The organism is Streptomyces sp. NPDC006691, assembly GCF_042869955.1.
Lineage (GTDB): Bacteria > Actinomycetota > Actinomycetes > Streptomycetales > Streptomycetaceae > Streptomyces.
In genome coordinates this window covers 598387-622948 of the sequence record NZ_JBIAGW010000001.1, presented here as the reverse complement: position 1 = coordinate 622948, position 24562 = coordinate 598387, and the positions used below count along the sequence as shown (strand labels likewise).

Annotated in this window: 26 protein-coding genes; 12 read left to right on the top strand and 14 right to left on the bottom strand. The window is 69.8% G+C overall.

The window, feature by feature from the left end:
• Window positions 1–50: 50 nt before the first annotated feature.
• Window positions 51–485 (bottom strand): Hsp20/alpha crystallin family protein, encoded by a 435-nt coding sequence (locus ACFYNP_RS02775; protein ID WP_388413956.1) that lies wholly within the window; start codon window positions 483–485, stop codon window positions 51–53.
• A 171-nt stretch (window positions 486–656) separates the two neighbouring features.
• On the opposite strand from ACFYNP_RS02775, the gene ACFYNP_RS02770 reads away from it, so the two are divergent.
• Window positions 657–1307 (top strand): type III effector protein, encoded by a 651-nt coding sequence (locus tag ACFYNP_RS02770; RefSeq protein WP_388413953.1) that lies wholly within the window; start codon window positions 657–659, stop codon window positions 1305–1307.
• A gap of 164 nt (window positions 1308–1471) precedes the next feature.
• On the opposite strand, the gene ACFYNP_RS02765 is transcribed toward ACFYNP_RS02770, so the two are convergent.
• Window positions 1472–2545 (bottom strand): aromatic acid exporter family protein, encoded by a 1074-nt coding sequence (locus ACFYNP_RS02765; RefSeq protein WP_388781962.1) that lies wholly within the window; start codon window positions 2543–2545, stop codon window positions 1472–1474.
• Window positions 2546–3050: 505 nt separating this feature from the next.
• Complete coding sequence (locus ACFYNP_RS02760) at window positions 3051–3212, bottom strand: hydrophobic protein (protein ID WP_362724680.1); 162 nt, start codon at window positions 3210–3212, stop codon at window positions 3051–3053.
• Window positions 3213–3488: 276 nt separating this feature from the next.
• On the opposite strand from ACFYNP_RS02760, the gene ACFYNP_RS02755 reads away from it, so the two are divergent.
• Complete coding sequence (locus tag ACFYNP_RS02755) at window positions 3489–3662, top strand: CsbD family protein (protein WP_100575596.1); 174 nt, start codon at window positions 3489–3491, stop codon at window positions 3660–3662.
• Window positions 3663–4087: 425 nt separating this feature from the next.
• On the opposite strand, the gene ACFYNP_RS02750 is transcribed toward ACFYNP_RS02755, so the two are convergent.
• Window positions 4088–5002 (bottom strand): RNA polymerase sigma factor SigF, encoded by a 915-nt coding sequence (locus ACFYNP_RS02750; protein WP_388781959.1) that lies wholly within the window; start codon window positions 5000–5002, stop codon window positions 4088–4090.
• A gap of 127 nt (window positions 5003–5129) precedes the next feature.
• The gene (locus ACFYNP_RS02745; protein WP_388414288.1) at window positions 5130–5519 is read right to left on the bottom strand and encodes an ATP-binding protein; all 390 of its coding nucleotides are present in this window, start codon (window positions 5517–5519) and stop codon (window positions 5130–5132) included.
• A gap of 741 nt (window positions 5520–6260) precedes the next feature.
• Here ACFYNP_RS02745 and ACFYNP_RS02740 point away from each other — a divergent pair.
• On the top strand, window positions 6261–6596 hold the full coding sequence (locus ACFYNP_RS02740; RefSeq protein WP_388413941.1) for a MerR family transcriptional regulator: 336 nt from the start codon (window positions 6261–6263) through the stop codon (window positions 6594–6596).
• 346 nt (window positions 6597–6942) lie between these two features.
• Here ACFYNP_RS02740 and ACFYNP_RS02735 read toward each other — a convergent pair whose 3' ends face one another.
• The gene (locus ACFYNP_RS02735; RefSeq protein WP_388781956.1) at window positions 6943–7917 is read right to left on the bottom strand and encodes a tetratricopeptide repeat protein; all 975 of its coding nucleotides are present in this window, start codon (window positions 7915–7917) and stop codon (window positions 6943–6945) included.
• 65 nt (window positions 7918–7982) lie between these two features.
• On the opposite strand from ACFYNP_RS02735, the gene ACFYNP_RS02730 reads away from it, so the two are divergent.
• The gene (locus tag ACFYNP_RS02730) at window positions 7983–8204 is read left to right on the top strand and encodes a hypothetical protein (protein WP_388413936.1); all 222 of its coding nucleotides are present in this window, start codon (window positions 7983–7985) and stop codon (window positions 8202–8204) included.
• Between the two features lie 133 nt (window positions 8205–8337).
• Here the strand turns inward: ACFYNP_RS02730 and ACFYNP_RS02725 are convergent, their stop codons facing one another.
• Window positions 8338–9060, bottom strand: a complete 723-nt coding sequence (locus ACFYNP_RS02725) for a DUF5324 family protein (RefSeq protein WP_388781953.1) — start codon at window positions 9058–9060, stop codon at window positions 8338–8340.
• A gap of 306 nt (window positions 9061–9366) precedes the next feature.
• Between ACFYNP_RS02725 and ACFYNP_RS02720 the strand changes: the two genes are divergently transcribed.
• Together ACFYNP_RS02720 and ACFYNP_RS02715 are read left to right on the top strand one after the other, a co-directional pair.
• A complete protein-coding gene (locus ACFYNP_RS02720; protein ID WP_388781950.1) occupies window positions 9367–9900 on the top strand; it encodes a peptidylprolyl isomerase in 534 nt (177 codons plus the stop codon).
• An 85-nt stretch (window positions 9901–9985) separates the two neighbouring features.
• Window positions 9986–10873 (top strand): rhomboid family intramembrane serine protease, encoded by an 888-nt coding sequence (locus tag ACFYNP_RS02715; RefSeq protein WP_388781947.1) that lies wholly within the window; start codon window positions 9986–9988, stop codon window positions 10871–10873.
• A 292-nt stretch (window positions 10874–11165) separates the two neighbouring features.
• On the opposite strand, the gene crgA is transcribed toward ACFYNP_RS02715, so the two are convergent.
• The gene (gene crgA / locus ACFYNP_RS02710; RefSeq protein WP_100575579.1) at window positions 11166–11420 is read right to left on the bottom strand and encodes a cell division protein CrgA; all 255 of its coding nucleotides are present in this window, start codon (window positions 11418–11420) and stop codon (window positions 11166–11168) included.
• A gap of 137 nt (window positions 11421–11557) precedes the next feature.
• Here crgA and ACFYNP_RS02705 point away from each other — a divergent pair, with 137 nt between their 5' ends.
• The 6 genes from ACFYNP_RS02705 (at window position 11558) to ACFYNP_RS02680 (ending at window position 15951) form a co-directional block, all read left to right on the top strand.
• Window positions 11558–12337 (top strand): DUF881 domain-containing protein, encoded by a 780-nt coding sequence (locus ACFYNP_RS02705; RefSeq protein WP_388413924.1) that lies wholly within the window; start codon window positions 11558–11560, stop codon window positions 12335–12337.
• Window positions 12338–12361: 24 nt separating this feature from the next.
• Window positions 12362–13075 (top strand): class E sortase, encoded by a 714-nt coding sequence (locus tag ACFYNP_RS02700; protein ID WP_388781944.1) that lies wholly within the window; start codon window positions 12362–12364, stop codon window positions 13073–13075.
• Window positions 13076–13143: 68 nt separating this feature from the next.
• Complete coding sequence (locus ACFYNP_RS02695) at window positions 13144–13323, top strand: hypothetical protein (protein WP_100575577.1); 180 nt, start codon at window positions 13144–13146, stop codon at window positions 13321–13323.
• Entirely contained in the window at window positions 13320–13958 is a 639-nt protein-coding gene (locus tag ACFYNP_RS02690; RefSeq protein WP_388413918.1) for an aminodeoxychorismate/anthranilate synthase component II, read from the top strand. The genes ACFYNP_RS02695 and ACFYNP_RS02690 overlap by 4 nt, the downstream gene beginning before the upstream one ends.
• Complete coding sequence (locus tag ACFYNP_RS02685) at window positions 13889–15187, top strand: class E sortase (RefSeq protein ID WP_388413915.1); 1299 nt, start codon at window positions 13889–13891, stop codon at window positions 15185–15187. Before ACFYNP_RS02690 ends, ACFYNP_RS02685 begins: the two co-directional genes overlap by 70 nt.
• 26 nt (window positions 15188–15213) lie before the next feature.
• Window positions 15214–15951 (top strand): class E sortase, encoded by a 738-nt coding sequence (locus ACFYNP_RS02680; RefSeq protein WP_388781941.1) that lies wholly within the window; start codon window positions 15214–15216, stop codon window positions 15949–15951.
• Between the two features lie 120 nt (window positions 15952–16071).
• Here ACFYNP_RS02680 and pknB read toward each other — a convergent pair whose 3' ends face one another.
• The 6 genes from pknB to ACFYNP_RS02650 form a co-directional block, all read right to left on the bottom strand.
• Entirely contained in the window at window positions 16072–18108 is a 2037-nt protein-coding gene (pknB, locus tag ACFYNP_RS02675; RefSeq protein WP_388781938.1) for a Stk1 family PASTA domain-containing Ser/Thr kinase, read from the bottom strand.
• A 187-nt stretch (window positions 18109–18295) separates the two neighbouring features.
• The gene (locus ACFYNP_RS02670) at window positions 18296–19765 is read right to left on the bottom strand and encodes a penicillin-binding transpeptidase domain-containing protein (RefSeq protein ID WP_388413909.1); all 1470 of its coding nucleotides are present in this window, start codon (window positions 19763–19765) and stop codon (window positions 18296–18298) included.
• Complete coding sequence (locus tag ACFYNP_RS02665) at window positions 19762–21183, bottom strand: FtsW/RodA/SpoVE family cell cycle protein (protein WP_388413906.1); 1422 nt, start codon at window positions 21181–21183, stop codon at window positions 19762–19764. The genes ACFYNP_RS02670 and ACFYNP_RS02665 overlap by 4 nt, the downstream gene beginning before the upstream one ends.
• Before the next feature lie 26 nt (window positions 21184–21209).
• Complete coding sequence (locus ACFYNP_RS02660) at window positions 21210–22688, bottom strand: Stp1/IreP family PP2C-type Ser/Thr phosphatase (protein WP_388413903.1); 1479 nt, start codon at window positions 22686–22688, stop codon at window positions 21210–21212.
• Between the two features lie 129 nt (window positions 22689–22817).
• Window positions 22818–23354 carry an FHA domain-containing protein gene (locus ACFYNP_RS02655; RefSeq protein ID WP_388413901.1) on the bottom strand — a complete coding sequence of 179 codons (537 nt, stop codon included), beginning with the start codon at window positions 23352–23354 and terminating at the stop codon, window positions 22818–22820.
• A 10-nt stretch (window positions 23355–23364) separates the two neighbouring features.
• Window positions 23365–24237, bottom strand: a complete 873-nt coding sequence (locus tag ACFYNP_RS02650) for an FhaA domain-containing protein (protein ID WP_388413899.1) — start codon at window positions 24235–24237, stop codon at window positions 23365–23367.
• Window positions 24238–24562 lie beyond the last annotated feature (325 nt).

Sequence of the window (24562 nt, the reverse complement as noted above, 5' to 3'; positions counted from 1 at the left end):
CTGAGGGGCGGACCCGTCCCCCGCCGTCTTGGGCGGCCGAAGGGCCCGCTTCAGCCGCTGATCTGCTGGTGGCCGGCCTGTCCGCCGATGGCGATCTTGCGGGGCTTGGCGCGCTCGGCGATCGGGATCCGCAGCGTCAGCACGCCCGCCTCGTAGTCGGCGGTGATGCGCTCGGTGTCGAGGGTGTCGGCGAGCACCAGCTGGCGGGAGAAGACACCCAGGGGCCGCTCGGAGAGCTCCATCTGTACGTCGTCCGCCTTCACGACGGGGCGGCGCTCGGCCCGGACGGTGAGCATGTTCCGCTCGACGTCGATGTCGATCGCGTCCTTCGCGACACCGGGCAGGTCGAGGGCGATCACGTACTCCTCGCCCTCGCGGTAGGCGTCCATCGGCATCGCCGAGGGCCTGGACCAGGTGCCGGTGGTGCCCGTGAGCTGCTGGGCGAGACGGTCGAGTTCGCGGAACGGGTCGGTGCGCATCAACATCGCGAAAACACCTCCATTGGTCTGGCAGTAACTGCCAATGCGCTGTGTCTGCCACCGTTGTAACATGTCATCGAAACGATGACAAGTTCCGGTGTCATCCAAACAATGACGGACCATGACGACCGATGACGACCGTTGGCGGACCACCACCGCCGATCGAGAGGAGCCCCCGTGAGCGTCTCCCCGGAGCCCCGTGATCCCACCTCGTTCTTCGCCGCACAAGCAGCGCTGAACGCGATCAACCAAGCGGTGCACACCGCCCAGACTCCGCAGGACGGGACGCCGCCGCCGGACGGACGGGCCAGCGCCGAGCAGGCTCTGGCCGCTCTGCTGATGCTGCGGGAACTGCGGGACCAGCTCGCCGGGTGGGAGCCCGGTCTCATCGAAGCGGCCCGGGCCGCGGGCTCCAGCTGGGCCGATCTCGCCGGCCCGCTGGGCGTCGCCAGCCGTCAGGCCGCCGAGCGCCGCTATCTGCGCGTCCGGCCGGGTGCCCCCGGCGAGACCGGCGAGCAGCGCGTCCAGGCCACCCGCGACCGCCGCGCCGCCGACCGCACCGTCACCACCTGGGCCCGGACCAACGCGGGCGAACTGCGCCGACTGGCAGGCCAGATCACCGCGCTGACCGACCTCCCCGCACGCGCCCGCACCTCGCTGGCCAAGCTCAACGACACACTCGCCGACGACGACGCGGCCCGCCTCGTCGCCCCGCTCGCCGACACCCGCGTACACCTGGAAGCCGACCACCCCGACCTCGCGGCACGCGTCACCACCCTCACCGACCACGCCGACCGACTCCGCCGGGCGGGCAACGGGCCGCGCTGAATCAGAGGCCGGGCGCGGGCAGGTCGTACGGAGGCAGGCTCCGGGCCCGCCCTCGACCCGCATGGCGGAACGGGACCGGTCGGCCCTGTCGCGGCCCGCGCCCGCCGAGCCGTCGTGGCCGAGGACCTGGTTGTCGAACGGCGTCTGTGCCTCCGCGCGGCGGGTTACTGCCCGATGGGGGTGCCCGTGCTCGTGCTGCCGGGCTGTTCCAGGCGGTTCAGGTCGTGGATGAGTTGCTGGGCGCGGGCGACCAGGGCGCCGACGACGGCTTCGGTCTCGCGGTCGTCCTGGGCGAGCAGGAAGGGCTTCAGCTGCTCCAGCGCGTCGCGGGCCTGTCGCATCGCCTCCTCGATGCTGTCGTCCGGCTCGTGCCACGGCTCGGTGAGGGTCCGCACGTGCCCGTCGCACACGTCGGCGATCGCGCGCAGCAGTCGAGCCGTGTGGGCGGGCACGTCGGTGGGTGGAGCGGCGAGTGCCGGCTCCTCGCGGGTGCCTTCGGCGAGCAGTCCGGCCAGCGAGGTCAGATGGTGCGAGACCCGCTCCCAGCCGGTGTCCCAGCTGGGGGCGGGAAGCACGTTCGGTGGGCGGCGCAGGCGGTGGCCGGGGTTGAGCCGCAGGCTCTCCTGGGTCCACCCGCGGGCGGTGCGCAGATCGGTGAGTGTCTGGGTGAGGCGGTCGGACTGCGCCTTCCAGTTCTGCGCGTGGTCGGATCCGTGGCCCGCCTCCAGGTCGTCGGCCATCAGCCGGGCCAGCCGGGCGGCCTGCCGCGGCGGCCCGGGCAGTACGTCGCGGACCCCGCGCAGATGCACCGGGGGCAGGATCAGGGCGTTCACGGCGATCCCGACCACCGCTCCGAGCAGGCTCTCCAGGAGCCGGTGCCCGATGTCGGTGGCGCTGTAGGTGCCGTAGGTGAGGACGAACAGGGCGGTGCTGGAGGCGTAGAGGCCCTGGTCGCCGAAGCGGGTGTAGTTCCCCAGCAGGGCGGTGAGCGGCAGGGCGAGCGCGATCGCGGCCGTGGTGCTGTGCGTGATCGATACGGCCGCCGCGGCGATCAGGGTGCCGGACGTGATGAGTGCCAGCTGCTGCACGCCGGCGCGCACCGACCGGTACACCGTGCTCTGCACCAAGGCGATCGCGGTCCACGGTGCCATCAACGCCATCGGGGCCTGCCACCACCAGCCCGCCAGCAGCCAGGCGATGAGCGCCGCGCCCGCGGCCTTGAGCGCCTGTACGCCCATGTCGCGTTCGGGCCCCGGGCCCGCGAGAGCGCGGCGCAGGGAGCCTTTGACGGCGCCGGCCTCATGCCGAAGCCTGTGCCACCACTTCACTGTTCTGGCGTACCTTCCTCGTCCCGGGACTTACCGTGGGCCTGCCTTCCGGAACCCCGGGGAAAAGCCGGCTGCGGTTTCTCCGCGGGGATGCCCTGAATGATGCCCCGGATGAAGTCGTACGGGAGCTTTCCCGAGCTTCTTCCGACGGCGGCCGCGGCACAGAGTGTGCACACTGCGAATGGCCTTGGAGGCCGTGGCGGCGGTTTCCTGGAGGCGTGGTTCCGGTGCGCGGAGGCCGACGCCACGGCCATTGGATCCTGGTACCCAGCAATCGGTGCATGACCCATGCTTGATGGTGCTTGATGGAATTTCTCTCCACCCGGCCGGACGCACGTGAGAGGGGCTCCCCGCCCTGCTTGGGCGGGGAGCCCCTCTCCCATCGAGTCCTATGTCGAGTCCGCGCGGCCGGCGGTTACCAGCGGTACCAGCGCGCGCTTCCTCCCTTGGGACGGGCGATGAACCCGACCAGCCAGACGACCAGCACGATGACCGCGATCCACCACAGGGCCTTCAGCGCGAAACCCGCACCGAAGAGGATCAGAGCCAGCAGAAGAACGAGAAGCAGGGGAACCATAGTTATCAACCTCCGAGCCATCGAATGCCCCGCCGCAGCAGGGCTACACGGTCCCGAAAGGGCTGTTTATAAGATTCTTAACCGGGCAATCGCTTCCGTCTTTCCATGAGGGGAGTGCATTGGTGGAGTGCATGGGACGCCGGTGCGGGCGGCAGTGCTGCGCACGCACGGCCTCGCGGGAAATGCGCCCGCGCATGTTCATGTTTACGGAGGCGTATCCGGGACAGCCGACTCCTTGAGCGAATCCCCCTATCGTGGCAAGAGGAGTTGAGTGCCGTGGCAGGCGACGAGAAGGCGCAGTCCAAGGTCGAGCAGGCCAAGGGCAAGGTCAAGGAGAAGGCCGGCAGCGCGGTCGGCAACGAGCGCCTGGAGGCCGAAGGCCACGCCGAGCAGGCCAAGGGCGACGCCCGCGAAGCCAAGGAGAAGGTGAAGGACGTCCTCAAGGACTGACCGACACCGCTCCGCAGATTCACCCCGTGGCCGGGGTCGTACCGCCTGGTACGACCCCGGCCACGGGCATGTGGAACCCCGTACGTGGCTGCCGTTCCGTCCGGACTGCCTTCGAGGGCCCACGGCAGATCCCTACGGCCGGGAGAGACGGCCCGGCGGGCCACCGATCCGGAACGGCGTGGACGGCGCGGACGGCGTGGACGGCGCGGACGCCCGAGGGTCAAGGCCCGCGGGGCCGAGGAGCAGAGCGGGCGGGCGGGCAGGCCGCGGGCGGGCGGGCAGGCCGCATGAACGTCCAGGACACCGGTCCCGGCCCGCGGCAACGCGAAGGGGCCTCGACCACGAACGTGGTCGAGGCCCCTTACGGCGCTGTCGAAGCCGGGCCGGTGGTTTCCGCGCGCGCGGCCGGCCCGGTGCCGCTTCGGCTAGGCGGTGGTGAGTTCGTCGAGCATGCCGGTGCGGAGCTTGGTGATGATCCTGGAGAGGAGCCGGGAGACCTGCATCTGGGAGATGCCGAGTTCGACGCCGATCTGGGCCTGGGTCATCTCGTGTCCGAAGCGCATGCTCACGATGCGGCGTTCGCGTTCGTCGAGCTGTTCCATCAGGGGTGCCAGGGCGTGGAGGTCCTCGACCTTCTCCATGCCCGGGTCCTCCTCGCCGATGAAGTCGGCCACGCTCCGGGTCTTGGCGCCGACCGACTGGCCGGCGTCCTCGGTGTCGGCGGACATGTCGAGGGAGCCTGCCGTGTAGCCGTTGGAGGCGACGATCCCGTCGATGACCTCGTCCTCGTCCAGCTTGAGGTGCGCGGCCAGTTCCTTCACCGTCGGGTCGCGGTCGAGCTGGAGGGCGAGGTGTTCCTTCGCCTTGGCGATCTCGGTGCGCAGTTCCTGGAGGCGGCGCGGGACGTGCACGGCCCAGGTGGTGTCACGGAAGAAGCGCTTGATCTCGCCGACGATGTACGGGATGGCGAAGGAGGTGAACTCGACTTCGCGGGACAGGTCGAAGCGGTCGATGGCCTTGATCAGGCCGATCGTGCCGACCTGGATCATGTCCTCCATCTCGCCGCTGCCGCTGTTGCGGAACCGGCTGGCCGCGAAACGGACCAGTGACAGATTCATCTCGATCAGCGTGTTCCGCGCGTACTGGTGCTCGGGCGTGCCCTCCTCCAGTACCTGGAGCTGGTCGAAGAACGCCTTCGACAGAGCCCGGGCGTCCTTGGGGGCGACCTTGCCCGCGTCCTCCACCCACGGCAGCTCACCCGCCACCGCCGCCGCAGCGCCGGACTCCGATGGGGTGGTTGCCACCCGGTCCAGCTGCTCCGGTTCCGCCACCGCTGACATGCGAACCCTCCCTGACGTCACGGATGTCGATCGGCGACCCTGATACCCCGGGCATCCCGGACCATGCGCGCCGAGACGCACCTCACACCTTCAGACCCTGTCGCGCCCTGTCGCGCCCTGTCGCGCCCTAGCGGGGCAGGAAGGCGCTGACGGTCTTGCCGCCGGCACTGCTGTGGGTGACGTAGGTGGCGTGGGCGAGGCGGTTGACCATGGGCCAGCCGAAGCCCCCGGTGTCACCGAGCAGGTCGGGGGTGCGCATCTGCGGAGCGTGCGCGCTGTCGTCGTGGACGGCCACCTCGATGCTGCCCGGGTGTTCGGTCAGGTCCAGGGCGCACGTGCCACCTCCGTGCCGCAGGGCGTTCGTGACGAGCTCCGACACGACCAGGACCACGGTGTCGGCCGCATCGGCCGCGACCGGACGTGTGAGCCCCTCCACGAAGTCCCGGGCGGTGTCGCGGGCGTCGCCGACGGATGCCGGGGAGCTGACGGTTGCAGCGTTGAGGCTCATCGTGTCCATCGGTACACCACCTGGTCTCTGGATCGTCATGCCCGGATCCTGCTCGGCAGGGCCTATGCCCCCGCCCCGACCGGTTAACCCTCGGGGTGGGTGGGCCGTCCGACGCCGGTGTCACTGTTCGATGCCGATTACCTATCCGTCGAACACTCAGAAATCTATCTCGGCGAGAGTAGACATTGGGATGCGGTGTGGGTATGGTTTCGGTCGTAGCCAAGAAGGACCGCAGGGCCCGGCAGAGACGAACTGCCGGGCAGCAGTACCGCAGTCGCAGTTCGCAGGACGGTGCGGTGGCGGAGTTCCGAAGCCAAAGAGGTTGCAGGACGGCGACGGGACTGGCCACCGCACCGGGTGGCCCGCGGTGATCAGGGGCCGCCGAGAGCAGTGCCGCAGTACACGCAGTGGCGGTACCGGAAGTGCAGTACGCAGCAAAGCGGTACCAGCAGTTCGCAGTTCCCCTTAGTAAGGCAGTTCACCAGAGGGAAAGAACGGAGGAGCCAACGCCATCAGGATCGCCCGGACACCGTCATTGGTCCGGGTACCGCAGGACATCGATAGTGAGGTGGTCTCCGGTCAAGCAACCGCGATCCCCGCATGGCCCGCCCTCTGCCGGGTGGACGTGCGGATACAGAAGGCCGGTGCAGGATCAGGGCCGGCAGATGGTGTAGCAAGTTCCTTCGGGGCCCGGGTGCCACATGGCACCCGGGCCCCTCAAGCGCGTTCCGGTTCCATGAGAGAGGTGCAATGACAGCAGACGCCACGTTCGACCGGCTCGATGACGACGACTACCCCGCCTACACCATGGGCCGGGCCGCCGAAATGCTCGGCACCACCCAGGGCTTCCTGCGTGCCGTCGGCGAAGCACGCCTCATCACGCCGCTCCGCTCCGCCGGCGGACACCGCCGCTACTCGCGCTACCAGCTGCGCATCGCCGCCCGCGCCCGCGAACTCGTCGACCAGGGCACCCCCATCGAAGCCGCCTGCCGCATCGTCATCCTGGAAGACCAGCTCGAAGAAGCCCAACGCCTCAACGCCGAATACCGCGCCCGAAACGCATCACGCCGCACAGCGGACGCCTGACCGCCCGCGAAGCATCGGCGAACAGCCCGCCCCGTGCCGTGCCCCACCTCGGCGTACGAACTCCTCCAGGGGGTTCTCGTCCAGCGGTCAGAGGTGGCCCAACTGACCTGCCCCACAACCGTGTTGGCCCGTGCCGCGGTCCCCGGCCCGCGGGCCCCGACGGGGCGGCAAGGCTCCCGGCGACCGGGCCTGGTCGCGCGTACGGTGCCGCCGCCCGGCCGCCGGGGCGCCCGGGATCCGGTGGTGGCCGACGGTGGCGGGATGGCCCGCGTGACCGTGGGGGACTGACCCGCGCCGATCCGGCGGTGTCCCGCTCCCCCTCGTCGGGGAGCGGGGCACCGCCGTGTCAGGAGCGCTGCCGAAAGCCGTGCGGGACGGACATGGCGTCGAAGTGGGACTCCGCGCGCCGGCGGTGGTCCGCCGCGGCCAGGTGGTCCCCCAGCGCGTGCGCGGCCTGCGCCATACCGTCCAGGGCGCGGGCGATCTCGATGCGGAACTCGATGCCGGAGGCATGCCGTAAGGCGCTCCGGTGCAGTTCGAGGGCGTCGCGGTGCTCCCCGCGCCGCCGGTGGACGAGCCCGGCGATGTTCTCGATCTGGCACTGCCAGGCCCGGGCGCCCAGGGGGGCCACCAGCTCCAGGGCCCGGGCCGCGAGGGCCGGGGCCCGTTCGCCGCGGCCCTCGCGCTGGCAGAGGCCGGCCATCAGGGCGTGCGTGAGGGCGAGGTTGCGGGGCATCGAGGACTTCTCGCCGACCCGGAGCGCCTCGTCGAGGACCGTGCGTGCGGACGCCGGGTCGTTCCCGGCCAGATGGGCGACGGCCAGGTCGTTGAGCGCGGCGGTCTGCGGCTGATGTGCGCCCACCTGCTGCTGGAGCCGGGCGGACTGCCGGGCGGTCGCCACCGCGTCCGCCGTCTCGCCCAGCCAGATGTGCAGTGAGCTGAGGTTGCCCAGGGCGAAGGCCTCGCGGTGCTGGTTCCCGATCGCCCGCTGCGCCTCGACCGCCTCGCGCAGGTGGCGCCGCCCCTCGTGCAGGTCGCCCAGGCAGCCGTGGGCCCAGCCGAGCTGGTCGAGGAAGGAGCCCTCGCCGCGGCGGTCCTCCTGCGACCGGACGATGCGCAGCCCCTCGTCGCAGAGCCGCGCGGTCTTGCGGAAGTCACCGGCCGCCGAGTGGACCGTGGACAGGTTGATCAGGTTCAGCCGCAGCGTGTGCAGGTCCTGGGCGTCGCGGGCCGCGGCCACGCCGAGCTCCCCGGTCTCCCGCAGCCCCTTCAGCGCCTGGCCGCCGAGCCGAAGGCCGCCGCCGCCCTCGCCGCACAGCACCCTGGTTAGCCTGGTGGTGTCGGCGAGTGGGCGGGGAAGGCCGCCGCAGCGAGGGGGAGTTGAGCATGGAGAAGGAACGTCCCGCGAGGGCACGGGTGGGCTGGGGGTTCGGTGGGATCGCCCTGATCGTTCTGGGCGGCGTCCTCATCTGGCGCACGCAGGCGCGTGCCGCCGGGCTGCCCGAGGAGTTCGGCCTGATGGCCGGTCTGCTGGTGCGTGGCGTGACGTTCGTGTTCCTCGGCGGCGGGGCGTGGTGCCTCGTACGGGCCGGGAGGCAACGCGCCTGACGAGCCGGGCCGGTGCTGGTGGCCGCCGGGCGGGATGCGGAACCCGGCAACGCCCGGCGGCCCGGACAGCCGGACGCCCGGCGGCCCCCAAGGGCCGCCGGGCGTCCGGGCGGGTCGGAGCGGAGCCGTCCCGTCAGTGCCGCTTCTTGTCGTCGTCCGCGGCCTCCGCCTCTGCCTCCGCCTCCGCTTCGGCCTGCTTGGCCTGGACCTCGGGGTCGAGGGCCTCGGCGCTGCCGTCCACGGAGCTGAGCGGGGGCCGGTCAACGACCTCGGTCGCCTCGGGCGGCTCGACCAGCCAGTCCGGGTTGGCCTGCTTGTCCCACCACCGCCACGCGGCGAACGCCCCGCCCGCGACGACGCCGAGGATCAGGAAGCCCTTGCCGGCCCGGGCGGCCTTGGCCCGGCGCCGGTGCTTGCGCGCCAGCTTCTCGATCTCCTTGGTCGTCACCTGGCCGCGCAGCGCCGCGAGCGCCGCCGCGGAGCGCGCCATGGCCTCCTCGCGCAGCGGCTGCGCGGCCGCGACCGCCTGCTCCACGCGCGGGGCGGCGTAGTCCGCGGCCTGCCGGGCGGCCCGGCGCGAGTGCTTGGCCGCCTGGTGGGCCACCTCGTCCACCTTCGGCGGGACGCGCGGCGCCACATGGGCGTCGTACTGGCTCCGGGCCTGGCTTCGGGCCTGGGCCGCCGCCTTGGTCACCTTGGGAGCCACGCGGACGCGCGCCTCCTGGGCGTAGTGCTGGGCATACTGCGCGGCCTGCTGCTTGGCCGAGTCGGCGTAGGGCGCCACCACTTCCGCGGCGTGCAGCACGCTCTCCTTCGCCGTTCCGGTTGCGGCGCGCACGCTCTCCATGCGGGTCACGTGATCCTCCTCCTTGGTGGCGGTTCGGTATGTCGCCTTTCCACCCATCTCGAAATCATGCCTGTTCTGCGAGTACCCGGCATGTGCGGAAAGGCATCCGGGTGGGCGTCGCGACTTTGAAGCAATCGGGGGAGCGGTGCGGGGCGCACCGCCGAGTGGGGAGCTCGCGGACGACAATGCCACGGTTGAGGGCGGTACGGCGGTGTTCGGTGGGTATCTGTCGGTAACCGGGCGGTTTCCCTCCGGCGCCGCGGTCCGTGCGAGGATCGGGGGACGTCAGTACAGACCTTTGAGGAAAGGCAGATCGTGGCCGAGCAGCTTTACGCCACCCTGAAGACCAATCAGGGCGACATCGAGATTCGGCTCCTGCCGAACCACGCACCCAAGACCGTCAAGAACTTCGTCGAGCTCGCCCAGGGCGAGCGCGAGTGGGTGAACCCGGCGACCGGCCAGAAGACCACGGACCGCCTGTACGACGGCACCGTCTTCCACCGCGTCATCGAGGGCTTCATGATCCAGGGCGGCGACCCCCTGGGCAACGGCACCGGCGGTCCCGGCTACGAGTTCGGCGACGAGTTCCACCCCGACCTGGCCTTCACCAAGCCGTACCTGCTGGCCATGGCCAACGCCGGCCCGGGCACCAACGGCTCGCAGTTCTTCATCACCGTGTCGCCCACCGCCTGGCTGACCGGCAAGCACACCATCTTCGGCGAGGTGTCGACCGACGCCGGCCGCAAGGTCGTGGACGCCATCGTCGCCACCGACACCAACCCGCGCACCGACCGCCCGGTCAACGACGTGGTCATCGAGTCGGTCGTCGTGGAGAAGCGCGAAGGCTGATCTCCGGCTCCGCAGGGAACCTTTCCGCCCCGCTCGTCCGTATGACGAGCGGGGCGGAGCTGCTGCACGAGGACGAGGGAGCCCGATGAACGAGGACCACCAGGACCAGGCGCGGGGGACCGGCCTGCCCAGCTGCTACCGCCATCCCGGGGTGCCGACGGCCATCAGCTGCACCCGCTGCGAGCGCCCGATCTGCCCGGACTGCATGGTGAGCGCCTCGGTGGGCTTCCAGTGCCCCGAGTGCGTACGCTCCGGCTCCGGCACCGGCCACGCCCCGACGGCCAACCAGCCGCGGACGGTGGCGGGCGGGGTCCTGGCGAAGGGCGACCCCCAGCTGCTCACCAAGCTCCTCATCGGGATCAACATCGCGCTGTTCGTGGTGCAGCAGGTGGTCGGGGACCGGTTCACCTCCGACTTCGTCCTGGTGGGCCAGTGGCCCGCACCCGTCCCGGGCGCGCTGGGCGTCGCCGAGGGCCAGTGGTACCGCCTGCTCACCTCGATGTTCCTGCACGGCGGCTATGCCCACATCGGCTTCAACATGCTCAGCCTGTGGTGGATCGGCGGTCCCCTGGAGGCCGCGCTCGGCCGGGCGCGCTACCTGGCGCTCTACTTGGTGTCCGGTCTGGCGGGCGGCGCGCTGACCTATCTGCTGGCCGCTCCCGACCAGTCCTCCCTCGGCGCCTCCGGCGCGATCTTCGGCCTGTTCGGTGCCATGGCGGTGCTGATGCGGCGGATGAAGTACGACATGCGGCCGGTCATCGGGCTGCTCGTGGTCAACCTGATCTTCACGTTCGCGTGGTCGGGCATCGCCTGGCAGGCGCACGTGGGCGGTCTGGTCGCGGGCGTCCTGCTCGGCATCGGCATGGTGCACGCCCCGGCCGAGCGGCGCTCCCTGGTGCAGTGGGGCAGCTGTGCGCTGGTGCTCGCGGTCTCGGTCGTGCTGGTGCTGATCCGTACGGCACAGCTCACCTGACGAGACTCACCCGGCCACAGCGGGTACGAGCTTTCCCCAGAGTTGTCCACAGAGGGTGGCCGGAGTTGTGCACCGCGTGGGGAACGACCGTGCCCCTCGCCCCTGACCTGGTGCTTTCCAGGCGGGGCAAGGGGCACACGTGCGGTGGAAGCCGGTGGAACCAGTCACACCGGCGTCAACATCCCGGAAGTTATCCACAGATGGTCTGAGTTATCCACTCCCCGTGGATAGCGCTGTGGATAACTAGGGGCAGAGCTTGCGTCCGGCCCCGGTTTACGCTGCGGTCAGGGGGCTACTTCCACTGCGTGGAGACGCCGAAGCCGCCCGCGATGAAGCCGAAGCCGACGACGATGTTCCAGTTTCCGAGCGCCTTGAGCGGCATATCGCCCTCGGTCACATAGAAGAGGACGATCCAGGCCAGTCCGATGAGGAAGAACGCCAGCATCACCGGGGCGACCCAGCCGCGACTGCCCAGTTTGATGGCGGTCGCCTGCTTGGCGGGCGGCGGCGTGAAATCGGCCTTCTTGCGGATACGTGACTTCGGCACGAGGAACTCTCCTGTCGATGCGCTGCGTGACCGCGCAGGGAACTGTGGCGGCGCCGGGGGACGGAACTGCGGGGGAATCCTCCCCCAAGCGTCCGTTAGCGTAGTGCTTCCGTGGCGCCGAAGGAGATAAGGGTACGTTGAGCAATTCTGCCGACTCCCCCGACGGGGTCCCCGAGCAGCCCCGGCGACGCCTGCGCGGTCGTCCCGTACGTCTCTTGTCCGCCGCCGTGTTCGCTCTGGCCGGACTCATCTTCGTCACGAGTTTCAACACGGCCAAGGGCACCAACATCCGCACCGACGCCTCGCTCCTGAAGCTGTCGGACCTGATCAAACAGCGCGACCACAAGAACAAGGAACTCGGCGACGCCGCGGCGGCCCTGCGCGGCGACGTGGACGCGCTGGCCCAGCGCGACGACGGCTCCACCAAGGCCCAGGACCAACTCCTCAACGGCCTCAAGGACGCCTCGGGCACCGCGCCGGTCTCCGGCAAGGGCCTGACCGTCACGCTCAACGACGCCCCGCCGAACGCCACCGCCGCCCCCGGCTATCCCCCGCCGCAGGCCAACGACCTGGTCATCCACCAGCAGGACCTCCAGGCGGTGGTCAACGCGCTGTGGCAGGGCGGCGCCCAGGGCATCCAGGTCATGGACCAGCGCCTGATCTCCACCAGCGCGGTGCGCTGCGTCGGCAACACCCTGATCCTCCAGGGCCGCGTCTACTCGCCCCCGTACAAGATCACGGCCGTGGGGGACACCGGGAAGCTGCGCGGGGCGCTCGGCGCCTCCAAGGCGATCCAGAACTACCAGCTGTACGTGAAGGCCTACGGGCTCGGCTGGAAAGTCGACGAGCGCAGGACGATGACTCTCGACGCCTACTCGGGCACAGTGGATCTCCACTACGCGAAACCGGTGCGGTAGCGGCGCGGAAGGGGGCCACCGCCGATGTCCGTGCGGATCCTCGTCAGGTCCTTCAGCGAACTGTGCCTCACCGTGGGCACCCTGATCGTCCTGTTCGTCGTGTACCTCCTGTACTGGACCGGCGTGAAGGCGGACAGCGCCGCGAGCGACCAGATATCGGGCCTGGAACAGCGGTGGGCCCAGAGCCCCGCACCCGGCCCGGCCCCGCCCCGGCCGACCGCGCCCCAGCAGCCCGCCCCCCAGCGGACCCCGGTACCGGCCGCGTACACCGAGGGCCGCTCGTTCGCCGTCATGTACGTCCCCCGGCTCGGCAAGGACTGGCACAAGCCGGTCCTCGAAGGCACCGCGGTCAAGGACCTCCAGAAGGGCCTCGGCCACTACGACAACACGACCCGGCTCGGGCAGCCGGGCAACTTCTCGGTCGCCGGTCACCGGCGCACCTACGGCGACCCGTTCAAGGACTTCCCCGAACTGCGCCCCGGCGACGCGGTGGTGCTGCGCGACGACACGACCTGGTACACCTACCGCCTCGACGCCCTGCCCTACCGGACCGTGCCCAGCGATGTCGGCGTCATCGACCCCGTCCCCGCCGAGTCCCCGTTCCGCTCGCCGGGCCGCTATCTGACGCTCACCACCTGCGACCCGGAATGGGGCAGCAGCCACCGCCTCATCGTCTGGGGGCACCTCGACTCCACGCAGCCCGTGACACAGGGCAAACCCACAGCTTTGGACGGCTGACCCCACACCACAGTCCAGCCCCTTAGTCTGGTCCCGTAACGATCGTCGGAAGGGACAGCGGGGACAGCATGTACGGCTGGATCTGGCGGCATCTGCCGGGCAACGCGTGGCTGCGGGCGTTCATCTCGCTCGCGATGGTGCTCGTGATCGTCTACGTGCTCTTCCAGTACGTCTTCCCGTGGGCGGAGCCGCTGCTCCCGTTCAACGATGTGACGGTGGACCAGGGGATGGGGACGGCAGTCCGGTGAGTGCGCGCATTCTCGTAGTCGACAACTACGACAGCTTCGTCTTCAACCTGGTCCAGTACCTGTACCAGCTGGGTGCCGAGTGCGAGGTCGTCCGCAACGACGAGGTCTCCCTCGGGCACGCCCAGGACCGTTTCGACGGCGTCCTGCTCTCCCCCGGCCCCGGCTCGCCCGAACAGGCCGGGGTCTGCGTCGAGATGGTGCGCCACTGCGCCGCGACCGGCGTCCCCGTCTTCGGTGTCTGTCTCGGCATGCAGTCGATGATGGTCGCGTACGGAGGTGTCGTGGGCCGGGCCCCCGAGCTGCTGCACGGCAAGACGTCCCCGGTGCTGCACGAGGGCGCCGGCGTCTTCGCCGGGCTTCCCTCGCCCTTCACGGCGACCCGCTACCACTCGCTGGCCGCGGAGCCCGCCACCCTGCCGGGCGAACTTGAGGTCACCGCGCGCACCGAGGACGGCATCATCATGGGCCTGCGCCACCGTGAACTGCCCGTCGAGGGCGTCCAGTTCCACCCCGAGTCGGTGCTGACCGAGCACGGCCACCGGATGCTGGCCAACTGGCTGGTGCGATGCGGGGACGCGGGGGCCGTCGGGCGCTCGGCGGGGCTCGCGCCGGTGGTGGGCAAGGCCGCGGCGTGACTTCGGCGCGCCCGGAGCACGAGTACGACCCGCTGACGGACCCCCTGCCGCAGGGCGGCCACGAGTCGCCCTGGTTCCGCTCCGACAACCCGGCGCCCCAGGCGTCAGCCCCCGTACAGGAGCCCGCATCCGGGCCGGTTCACCCACCCGGTCCCGTGGTGGCGCCCGAGCCGGTGGGGGCGCCCCAGGGATGGTACGAGCCGGCTCCCGCGGCCTATCAGCAGGACTGGTACCCCGCGCCCGGGCCGATGCCCGAGCCGATGCCCGGGCCGGTCACGCCGGCCGAGCAGTTCGCCACGGCACCGATACCGATACCGATCTCCGAGCCGATATCCGTCGCCGAGCCGATGGCGGCCGCCGAGCCCACGGCCGATTCGGCGTCCACGAGGGCCATGCCGGCCGCCGTGGTTCCGCCGGCCACCGGGGGGCGGGCCGAGCGGCGCAAGGCCGCGAAGGGCAAGGGGCGCGCGGCGCCCGCTCCCGCCGCCACTCCCGCCACCGCGCCGGACGGCCGCCGGCTCACCCGGGCCGAGGCGCGCCGTGCGGCCAAGGCGCGCAAGGACAGCCCGGCGGTGATCGCCAGCCGTGTCCTGGGCGAAGCCTTCATCACCCTCGGCGTGGTGATGCTCCTGTTCGTGACGTACCAGCTGTGGTGGACCAACGTCCGCGCCCACCAGGAGGCCGGCAGCGCCACCAAGAAGATCGCGCAGGACTGGGCGGACGGCCGCAAGCCCGGGACGTTCGCGCCGGGCCAGGGATTCGCCATCATGCACATCCCCAAGCTGGACATCGTCGCCCCCGTCGCGCAGGGCACCAGCAAGGCCAAGGTGCTGGACAAGGGCATGATCGGCCACTACGACGAGGGCGGTCTGAAGACGGCGATGCCGTCGGACCCCACGGGCAACTTCGCGGTCGCCGCCCACCGCAACACCCATGGCGAGCCGTTCCGCTACATCAACCGTCTGAAGGCGGGCGACAAGGTGGTCGTCGAGACGCAGGAGGCGTACTACACGTACGAGATCACCAGCGAGCTGCCGCAGACCCCGCCGTCGAACGTCTCGGTGCTCAAGCCGATCCCGGTGGGATCCGGATTCACCAAGCCCGGCCGCTATCTGACGCTGACGACGTGCACGCCGGAATTCACGAGTACCTACCGTCTGATCGTGTGGGGCAAGATGGTCGACGACCGACCGCGCAGCAAGGGCAAGCCCGACGCGCTCGTGGGATGACCGAACGGACAGCAGGGGCGGGTGCGTTGGCGACAGGAACCGACCACGAGGAGCGGACCGGTACGTCCGGGCCGCCTCCGGCTCGCCGCGGCCACGGCAGGATCGCGGCCGCCATCAGCGTCTTCGGCGAACTCCTCATCACGGCGGGCCTGTTGCTCGCCCTGTTCGTCGTCTACTCGCTGTGGTGGACCAACGTCATGGCCGACCGCGAGGCCTCCAAGCAGGGCGACACCGTGCGCCGCGACTGGGCGGCCGCCACCGGACCCGGCGCGCTCGACACCAAGGGCGGCATCGGCTTCCTGCACGTGCCGGCGATGAAGAACGGCGAGGTGCTCGTAGAGAAGGGCACCGACACCGACGTCCTCAACCACGGTGTGGCCGGGTATTACACAGATCCGGTGAAGGCCACGCTGCCCGGCGCGGACAAGGACGGCAACTTCACGCTCGCCGCCCACCGGGACGGCCACGGCGCCAAGTTCCACAACATCGACAAACTGAAGACCGGCGATCCGGTCGTCTTCGAGACCAAGGACACCTGGTACGTCTACAAGGTGTTCGCCGAGCTGCCCGAGACCTCGAAGTACAACGTCGACGTGCTCCAGCCGGTCCCCAAGGAGTCGGGCGCCAAGAAGCCCGGCCGGTACATCACCCTGACGACCTGCACCCCGGTCTACACCTCGAAGTACCGCTACATCGTGTGGGGCGAGCTGGTGCGCACCGAGAAGGTCGACGCCAAGCGCACCCCGCCGGCCGAACTGCGCTAGCCGCCCCGGCCGCCTGCTGCGCCGCCGTCCGAACGGCACGGGGCCCCGGCACCCTCCCAGGGTGCCGGGGCCCCGTGCTGGGAGCCCGTGGCCCTCAGCGCTGACGAGGGCCGTGGCCGGCTAGCCCCACCAGCCGCCGATCATTCCGTTGTCGTTGCCCCCGTTGCCGCCGTTCCCGCCGTTGCCGCCGTTCCCACCGATGGTGGTCAGCGTGACCGGCTGGTTCGGGTCGGCCATGGTGCCGGGGCCGGGCGTGGCGCCTGTGACGCGCGCCTTGTCGTCGTTCGCATTGCCGGGCGCGAACTGGATGTTGCTGAAGCCCGCGTCGTTCAGCGCCTGCGTGGCCTTCTTCACCGTCATCCCGAGGAGATTCGCCGGGATCTGCGCCTGGCCGGGGGGCGTCGGGGTCGTCTGCGGGCCCTTGGAGACCTTCAGGACGATCGTCGCGTCCTTGGGCTGGCTCGTGTTACCGCTCGGGCTCATCGAGACGACCTGGTTCTGCGGGTCGTTGGAGTCGACTTCCTGACGGGACACGTTGGTGAAGCCCACACCGCTGAGCTGCTGGAGCGCGGCGTTGTAGTCCTTGCCCTTCACGTCCGGCAGGTTGATGGTCTGCTTCTTGGCGATCGAGAGCGTGACCGTCGAGTTCTTCTCGGCCTGCGAACCGCCCGGCGGGTCCTGGGTGACGACCGTGCCCGGCGTCGAGCTGGACTCGACCTCCTTGGTCTTCACCTGGAAGCCCTTGCCCTGGAGCCACTGGGTCGCGCTGTCCTTGTCCTTCTGCGTGACGTCCGGGACCTCGACCTTGGGCGCGCCCGTGGAGACGGTGACGGTGACCGTCTCGCCCTTCTTCATGGTGCCGTTCGCCGGAGACTGCGTGCAGACGTTGCCCTTGGGCTGATCGGGACACGGCTCGTTCTTCGACACGGACATCTTCACGCCGGCGTTCGTCGCCAGCTTCTCCGCGTCGCCCTGGCTGCTGCCCACGAGGGTGGGCACGTCGATCGAGCTGCTGTCGGCGTTGTTGTTGAAGACGGACTTGCCGATCAGGATCGCGCCGACCAGCACCAGGACGCCCGCCAGGATCAGCAGGACCGTCGAGGTGTGCGACTTCTTCTGCCGGCGCCGGTCCGGGCGGTCGTCATAGCCGTAGCCGCCGTCGTCCGCGTTGACCGGCGGCAGCATCGAGGTCTGTCCCGCACCCGGGTCGGTCTGGCGCAGCGCGGTGGTCGGCTGGTCGTTGCCGTAGCCGCCGTTGTAGCCGTCGTATCCGTTGCCGTAGCCGACCGCGCCCAGGGCGGCGGTCGCGGCGACGGGCTGGCCGTCCAGGTAGGCCTCGATGTCGGCGCGCATCTCGTCCGCCGACTGGTAGCGGTAGTCGGGGTCCTTGACCAGTGCCTTGAGGACGATGGCGTCCATCTCGGGCGTGATCTCGGCGTCGAAGTTCGACGGGGCCTGCGGCTCCTCGCGTACGTGCTGATAGGCCACCGCGACCGGTGAGTCCCCGACGAAGGGGGGACGGACGGTCAGCAGCTCGTACAGCAGACAGCCCGTGGAGTAGAGGTCGCTTCGCGCGTCGACCTGCTCGCCCTTGGCCTGCTCCGGGGAGAGGTACTGGGCGGTGCCGATCACGGCCGCGGTCTGCGTCATCGTCATGCCGGAGTCGCCCATGGCGCGGGCGATGCCGAAGTCCATGACCTTGACCTGGCCGGTGCGCGTCAGCATGACGTTCGCCGGCTTGATGTCGCGGTGGACGATTCCGTTGCGGTGCGAGTATTCGAGGGCCTGGAGGATGCCGATGGTCATTTCCAGGGTGCGCTCGGGCAGCAGCTTGCGCCCGGAGTGCAGCAGCTCACGCAGGGTCGAACCGTCGACGTACTCCATCACGATGTACGGGATGGAGACGTTGTCGACGTAGTCCTCGCCGGTGTCGTAGACAGCGACGATCGCCGGGTGGTTGAGCGAGGCGGCCGACTGGGCCTCACGGCGGAAGCGGGCCTGGAAGGACGGGTCGCGGGCGAGGTCGGCCCGCAGCGTCTTCACGGCGACGGTGCGGCCGAGCCGGGTGTCGTGCGCGAGGTAGACCTCCGCCATGCCACCACGGCCGAGCACCTGGCCCAGCTCGTACCGCCCGCCGAGGCGACGCGGCTCTTCCATAGCTAATCCAGCCCTCTCCGTCTGTCCCGACCGTACCCATGGGTGGTCCGGCGGTGTGCTGTTCGCGCATACGCTACCGGGCACCGCAAGCCGATCAGCTCGCGGCCGCCACCTGATACCGGACCGGTACAGGGCACGTGTGATGTTTCACGTGAAACGGACGATGTTTCACGTGAAACAGCCCGGGTCACTTCTTGCTGTCGAGCACCGCCTTCATGACGTTCTTGGCGATGGGGGCAGCGAGCTTGCCACCCGCGATGTCGTCACGGGTCGTGTCGGAGCCTTCGATCACCACGGCGACCGCGACCGGGGAACCGTCGCCGGACTTCGCGTAGGAGATGAACCAGGCGTACGGGTTGCCCTTGTTGTCCACACCGTGCTGGGCGGTACCGGTCTTGCCGCCGACGGTCACGCCGTCGATCTGCCCCGCCTTGCCGGTGCCGTCGGTGACCACGAACTCCATCATCTTCTGGAGCTTCTGCGCCGTGGCGGCCGACATGGGCTGGCTCATCTGCTCCGGCTGGGTCTTGGAGAGCACGTCCACGTTCGGCGTCTGGAGCTGGTCGACCATGTACGGCTTCATCAGCTTGCCGTCGTTGGCGACGGCGGCGGCGACCATGGCCATCTGGAGCGGGGTGGCGCGGTTGGAGGCCTGTCCGATGCCCGCCATGGCGTTCTGCGGGCGGTTGTCCTTCGGGTAGACGCTGGCGTCCGTGCGGACCGGGTTGAAGATCTCCTTGTTGAAGCCGAACTTCTCGGCCTCGGCCTTCATCTTGTCGTTGCCCAGGTCGGCGCTGATCTTGCCGAAGACGGTGTTGCAGGAGTACTGGAGGGCCACCTTCAGCGTGGCGTTCTCACAGGGGATGTTGCCTTCGTTGTTCAGCGGCTGGTGGGCGGTGTCCGGCAGGATGTACGGCACTGGCGACCGCGTCGGGTCGTCGATGCCGGAGTAGAGCCCGTTCTCCAGGGCCGCGGCGGCGGTGACCACCTTGAAGGTGGAGCCCGGCGGGTACGTCTGGCGAAGGGCCCGGTTCAGCATCGGGTCGTTCGGGTCGGCCTTCTTCTGCAGGGCGTTGTAGGCCGTGGAGTCCTTCTTGCTGTTGCCCGCGAACGTGGACGGGTCGTAGGACGGCGTGGAGGCGAGCGCCAGGATCGCACCGGTGCGCGGGTCGATGGCGGCGACGGCGCCCTTCTTGTCGCCGAGCCCGTCGAACGCGGCCTTCTGGGCCTTGCTGTTCAGGGTGGTGATGACATTGCCACCCTTCTTCTTCTCCCCGGTGAACATCGACATGGTCCGGTCGAAGAAGAGCCGGTTGTCGGTGCCGGAGAGAATGCCGTCCTCAAGGTTCTCCAGCTGGGTGGCGCCGAACGCCTGCGAGTCGTACCCGGTGACCGGCGCCCACATGGGCCCGTCCTTCCAGACCCGCTTGTACTTGAAGTCGTTGCCGGACGTCTCCGCCGAGCCGGTGATCGTCTGGCCGTCGGCCGTGATGATGTTGCCGCGCTCGTGGGCGAAGCGCTCGATCTGGACGCGGCGGTTGTGCTCGTTCGCGTTCAGCTCGTCGGCGCGTACGTACTGCAACCAGTTGTCACGGATCATCAGCGACAGGATGAGCAGACCGCAGAAGATCGCGATCCGGCGCAGGGGCTTGTTCACGGTCGGACCACCTGGGTCATCTCGGCGTCGGAGGACGGGGCGGGGGCCGGGGCGGGCCGGCGCGCGGTGTCGCTGATCCGGATCAGGATGCCGATCAGCGCCCAGTTGGCGATGACGGAGGAACCACCCTGGGCGAGGAACGGCATCGTCATACCGGTCAGCGGGATGAGGCCCATCACACCGCCCGCGACGACGAACACCTGGAGCGCGAAGGCGCCGGACAGGCCGATCGCGAGGAGCTTGCCGAACGGGTCGCGGGCGGCGAGCGCGGTGCGCACACCGCGCTCCACGATCAGGCCGTACAGGAGCAGCAGCGCCATCATTCCGGCCAGGCCCAGCTCCTCACCGACGGTGGAGAGGATGAAGTCGGCGTTGGCGGCGAAGCCGATGAGGTCGGAGTTGCCCTGGCCGAGCCCGGCGCCCAGCGTGCCGCCGGAGCCGAACGACATGATGGCCTGGCCGATCTGCTCACAGGCGCCGCTCTTGTCGGTCGTGTAGCAGGCGAACGGGTCCAGCCAGGCGTTCACACGCGCCTGGACGTGGTGCTCGAACGAGGCCACACCGACCGCGCCGACCGCCGACATCACCAGACCGAACACGATCCAGCTGGTGCGCTCGGTGGCGACGTACAGCATGACGACGAACAGGCCGAAGAAGAGCAGCGAGGTGCCCAGGTCGGTCTCGAAGACCAGGATCAGGATCGACAGCGCCCAGATGACCAGGATCGGCCCGAGGTCCCGGCCGCGCGGCAGGTAGAGACCCATGAAGCGCCGGCTGGCCAGCGCGAGCGCGTCGCGCTTCACCATCAGATAGCCGGAGAAGAAGATCGCGATGATGATCTTCGCGAACTCGCCGGGCTGGATGGTGCCGAGACCGGGGATCGAGATCCAGATTTTGGCGCCGTTGACGGCGGGGAAGAACATCGGCAGGACGAGGAGGAACAGCGCCACCGCCATCGAGATGTACGTGTAGCGCTGGAGGATGCGGTGGTCCTTCAGGAGCATCAGTACGCCGATGAACAGCGCCACACCGATCGCCGTGTACAGCAGCTGGTGCGGGGCGTCCGGGGAGAATTTGCCCCACGCGCTCTTGGCACGCTGGATCAGCCGCGGCGACTGGTCCAGGCGCCAGATCAGCACCAGGCCGAGCCCGTTGAGCAGCGTCGCGATCGGCAGCAGCAGCGGGTCGGCGTACCGGGCGAACTTGCGCACCACCAAGTGCGCCACACCCGCCATCAAACCGAGGCCCAGACCGTATCCGAGCATGCCGGAGGGAAGCTTGCCGGTCAGGGCAAGCCCCACGTTGGCGTACGCGAACACCGGGATGGCCACCGCGAAGATCAGCAGGGCCAGCTCGGTGTTGCGGCGGCTCGGTGCTTCGATCGCGCCGATGGTGGTCGTGTTGGTGACAACGCTCATGGTGTGGAAAGGCCCCCTACGGCTGCCTACTGCTTACCGCACTGCGAGACCAGCTTCTGCTCGTCCTCCGAGAGGCTGGGGCCGGGTGTGGGAGATGCGGTGGTCGCGGTCTTGTTGGACGGGGCGCCGGTGGCGCCCGTGGCGGGCTTGGCGGGGGTGTTGCCCTCCGCGGCCCGTCGCTCCTCCTCCTTCTTGCAGGCGGACGCCTGCGTCGCGAACTCCTTGATCTTGGCCTGCGCCTTGTCGAGGCTGCTCGCGGCGATGGTCGAGTCGATCTGGTTGCGCTGGTACTGCGGGAGGTACTTGAGTTCGATCTCGGGGTGATCGGTCTCCACCTTGGAGAGCTTCACCCAGGCCAGGTCCTGGCTGATGCCCCGGTACAGCGCCACATGCGGACTGCCGTCGTTGTTGGTGCCGACGAAGTACTGCGTCTGCGTCCACCGGTAGCCGCCGTACAGGCCGCCGCCGACGACCGCCAGGGCCAGCACGATGTACAGCGACCGGCGGATCCAGCGGCCCTTGCCGCGCCGGCGCGGCTTGACGAAGTCCTCGTCGGTGTACGAGCCGAAGGCGCCCTCGGGCGGGTTGCCGTAGCCGCTGTCCTCACCGCTGCCGGGCGGGCCGAAGCCGCCCTGCGGCGTGGGCGCGGGGCGGCCGAGCCCCGAGGCGCGGCCGGCCGGGGTCTGCATGGCGCCGCCGTCGTTCAGCTGCAACTGGTTCTCGGCGACCGCGCCGACGATGACCGGTGTGTCGTTGAGCTGGCCCGCCAGGGTGTCCCCGGCGTCGACGTCCAGCACATCGGCGATGATCACCGTGATGTTGTCGGGGCCACCGCCGCGCAGCGCGAGCTGGATCAGCTCCTGCACGGTCTCCTGCGGGCCCTGGTAGCTGGCGAGGGTCTCCTCCATCGTCTGGTGGGAAACCACCCCCGACAGGCCGTCGGAACAGATCAAGTACCGGTCGCCGGCCCGCACTTCACGGATCGACAGGTCGGGCTCGACGTGGTCGCCACTGCCCAGCGCGCGCATCAGGAGCGAGCGCTGCGGGTGGGTGGTGGCCTCTTCCTCGGTGATGCGGCCCTCGTCGACGAGCCGCTGGACCCAGGTGTGGTCCTGGGTGATCTGGGTGAGGACGCCGTCGCGCAGCAGATAGGCGCGGGAGTCGCCGACGTGCACCAGGCCGAGGCGCTGGCCGGTCCACAGCAGAGCCGTGAGGGTGGTGCCCATCCCCTCCAGCTGGGGGTCCTCCTCGACCATCAGGCGCAGCTGGTCGTTGGCCCGCTGCACGGCGGTGCCGAGCGAGGTCAGGATGTCGGAGCCGGGTACGTCGTCGTCGAGCGTGACCAGGGTGGAGATCACCTCGGAGGAGGCGACCTCGCCGGCGGCCTGGCCGCCCATGCCGTCGGCGATGGCGAGGAGGCGGGGACCGGCGTAGCCGGAGTCCTCGTTCCCCTCGCGGATCATGCCCTTGTGCGATCCGGCGGCGAAACGCAGGGAGAGACTCATGCGCACCTCGCCTGTCGGCTCGGGGTACGGCCGGTCATGTCGAGCCACACTGCCCACCCTCCGGTCGGGAGCCCGTCCCGGTCCCTGAAGACCGCCGCGGCTCGCTCGCTCCGCTCGCTCATTGTCGTACTACTTCCGCAGCTCGATGACGGTCTTGCCGATGCGGATCGGCGCGCCCAGCGGAATCGGGGTCGGGGTGGTGAGCCGGGTCCGGTCCAGATAGGTGCCGTTGGTGGACCCGAGGTCCTCGACGATCCAATTGCCGTCCCGGTCCGGGTAGATCCTGGCATGGCGGCTCGACGCGTAGTCGTCGTCCAGGACGATCGTCGAGTCGTGCGCCCGGCCCAGCGTGACGGTCTGCCCCTGGAGCGCGACCGTGGTCCCGGTCAGGGTGCCCTCGGAGACCACCAGCTTGGTCGGGGCGCCGCGGCGCTGGCGCCCGCCCCCGCCCTGCTGCTGGCCGCGCTGCGGCGGCGGCGAGGCGGCCGCGGCGGCCTGCCGCCCGGTCTGCTGCTGCCGGTTGGCGTCATTGCCCCGGCGCGAACCGCGCTGAGTGACGCGCGTTCCGAACAGATCACTGCGAATGACCTGAACGGCCACGATGACGAACAGCCACAGTACGGCGAGGAAACCCAACCGCATGACCGTGAGGGTCAGCTCTGACATTGCCCCCGCTTCACCCTTCGGCTTGCCGGTAAACGATGGTGGTGCTGCCCACGACGATCCGCGAGCCGTCGCGGAGCGTAGCGCGGGTGGTGTGCTGCCCGTCCACCACGATGCCGTTGGTGGACCCGAGATCCTGGATCGTCGGGGGCGTTCCGGTCCGGATCTCACAGTGCCGGCGCGAGACGCCGGGATCGTCGATCCTCACGTCCGCATCGGTGCTGCGGCCAAGGACCAGAGTCGGGCGGGAGATCTGATGGCGGGTGCCATTGATCTCGATCCAGCGTCGCACCTGGCCCTGCCCGCCCGGCATCGGCCCCGGCGCCGCCGGACGGCGGTCGGCGGGCGAGGCGGAGGGGCGGCCCGGGGGCGGCGCCGACGGCATGGGCGGGGCGGACGCGGCCGGCGGGTAGCCGTAGCCACCACGGCCGCCCTGCGGCGCCGCGGGAGCGGGCCGCTGCGGGGCACCCGGGCCCGCGCCCTGGGGGCTCTGGTGGCCCTGCTGGTCGGTGCTGGACGCGAGTGTGCGGCTGCGCACCCGGTACAGACCGGTGTCGAGGTCCTCGGCCTTCTCCAGGTGCACCTTGATCGGGCCCATGAAGGTGTAGCGCTGCTGCTTCGCGTAGTCGCGCACCAGGCCGGACAGCTCGTCGCCGAGCTGGCCCGAGTACGGGCTGAGCCGCTCGAAGTCCGGAGCGCTCAGCTCGACGATGAAGTCATTGGGGACGACCGTGCGGTCCCGGTTCCAGATCGACGCGTTGTTGTCGCACTCGCGCTGGAGCGCGCCTGCGATCTCGACGGGCTGGACCTCGGACTTGAAGACCTTCGCGAAGGTGCCGTTGACCAGGCCTTCGAGCCGCTGCTCGAAACGCTTCAGGACTCCCATGGGGCACCTCCTCCGTCGTTGTCGTCCTGGTCGTGCTGCCGGTTCTGCTGTGAGTCGCTCTCTTGGTACTGCTTACTGATCGTATCCACGCGTCGGGAAATCGGCTGGTTCCCCTTCTGTGCCCTGTGGACGAGTGTCACCTCTCACACGCACCCTTCGTACGGATCGTAGAGGTGGCTTCCCGACAGTGTCCCGCACCTCGGGTGCACTCAGGATGAGCGGGTAACGATGCCGGGGGTTGCCTCTCACTGATCTGCTCCTCCCCTCCAGGGTGGCCGCAAACAACGGATGTGAATCCACCCTGTCCAGCGTGCTAATCTTCTCG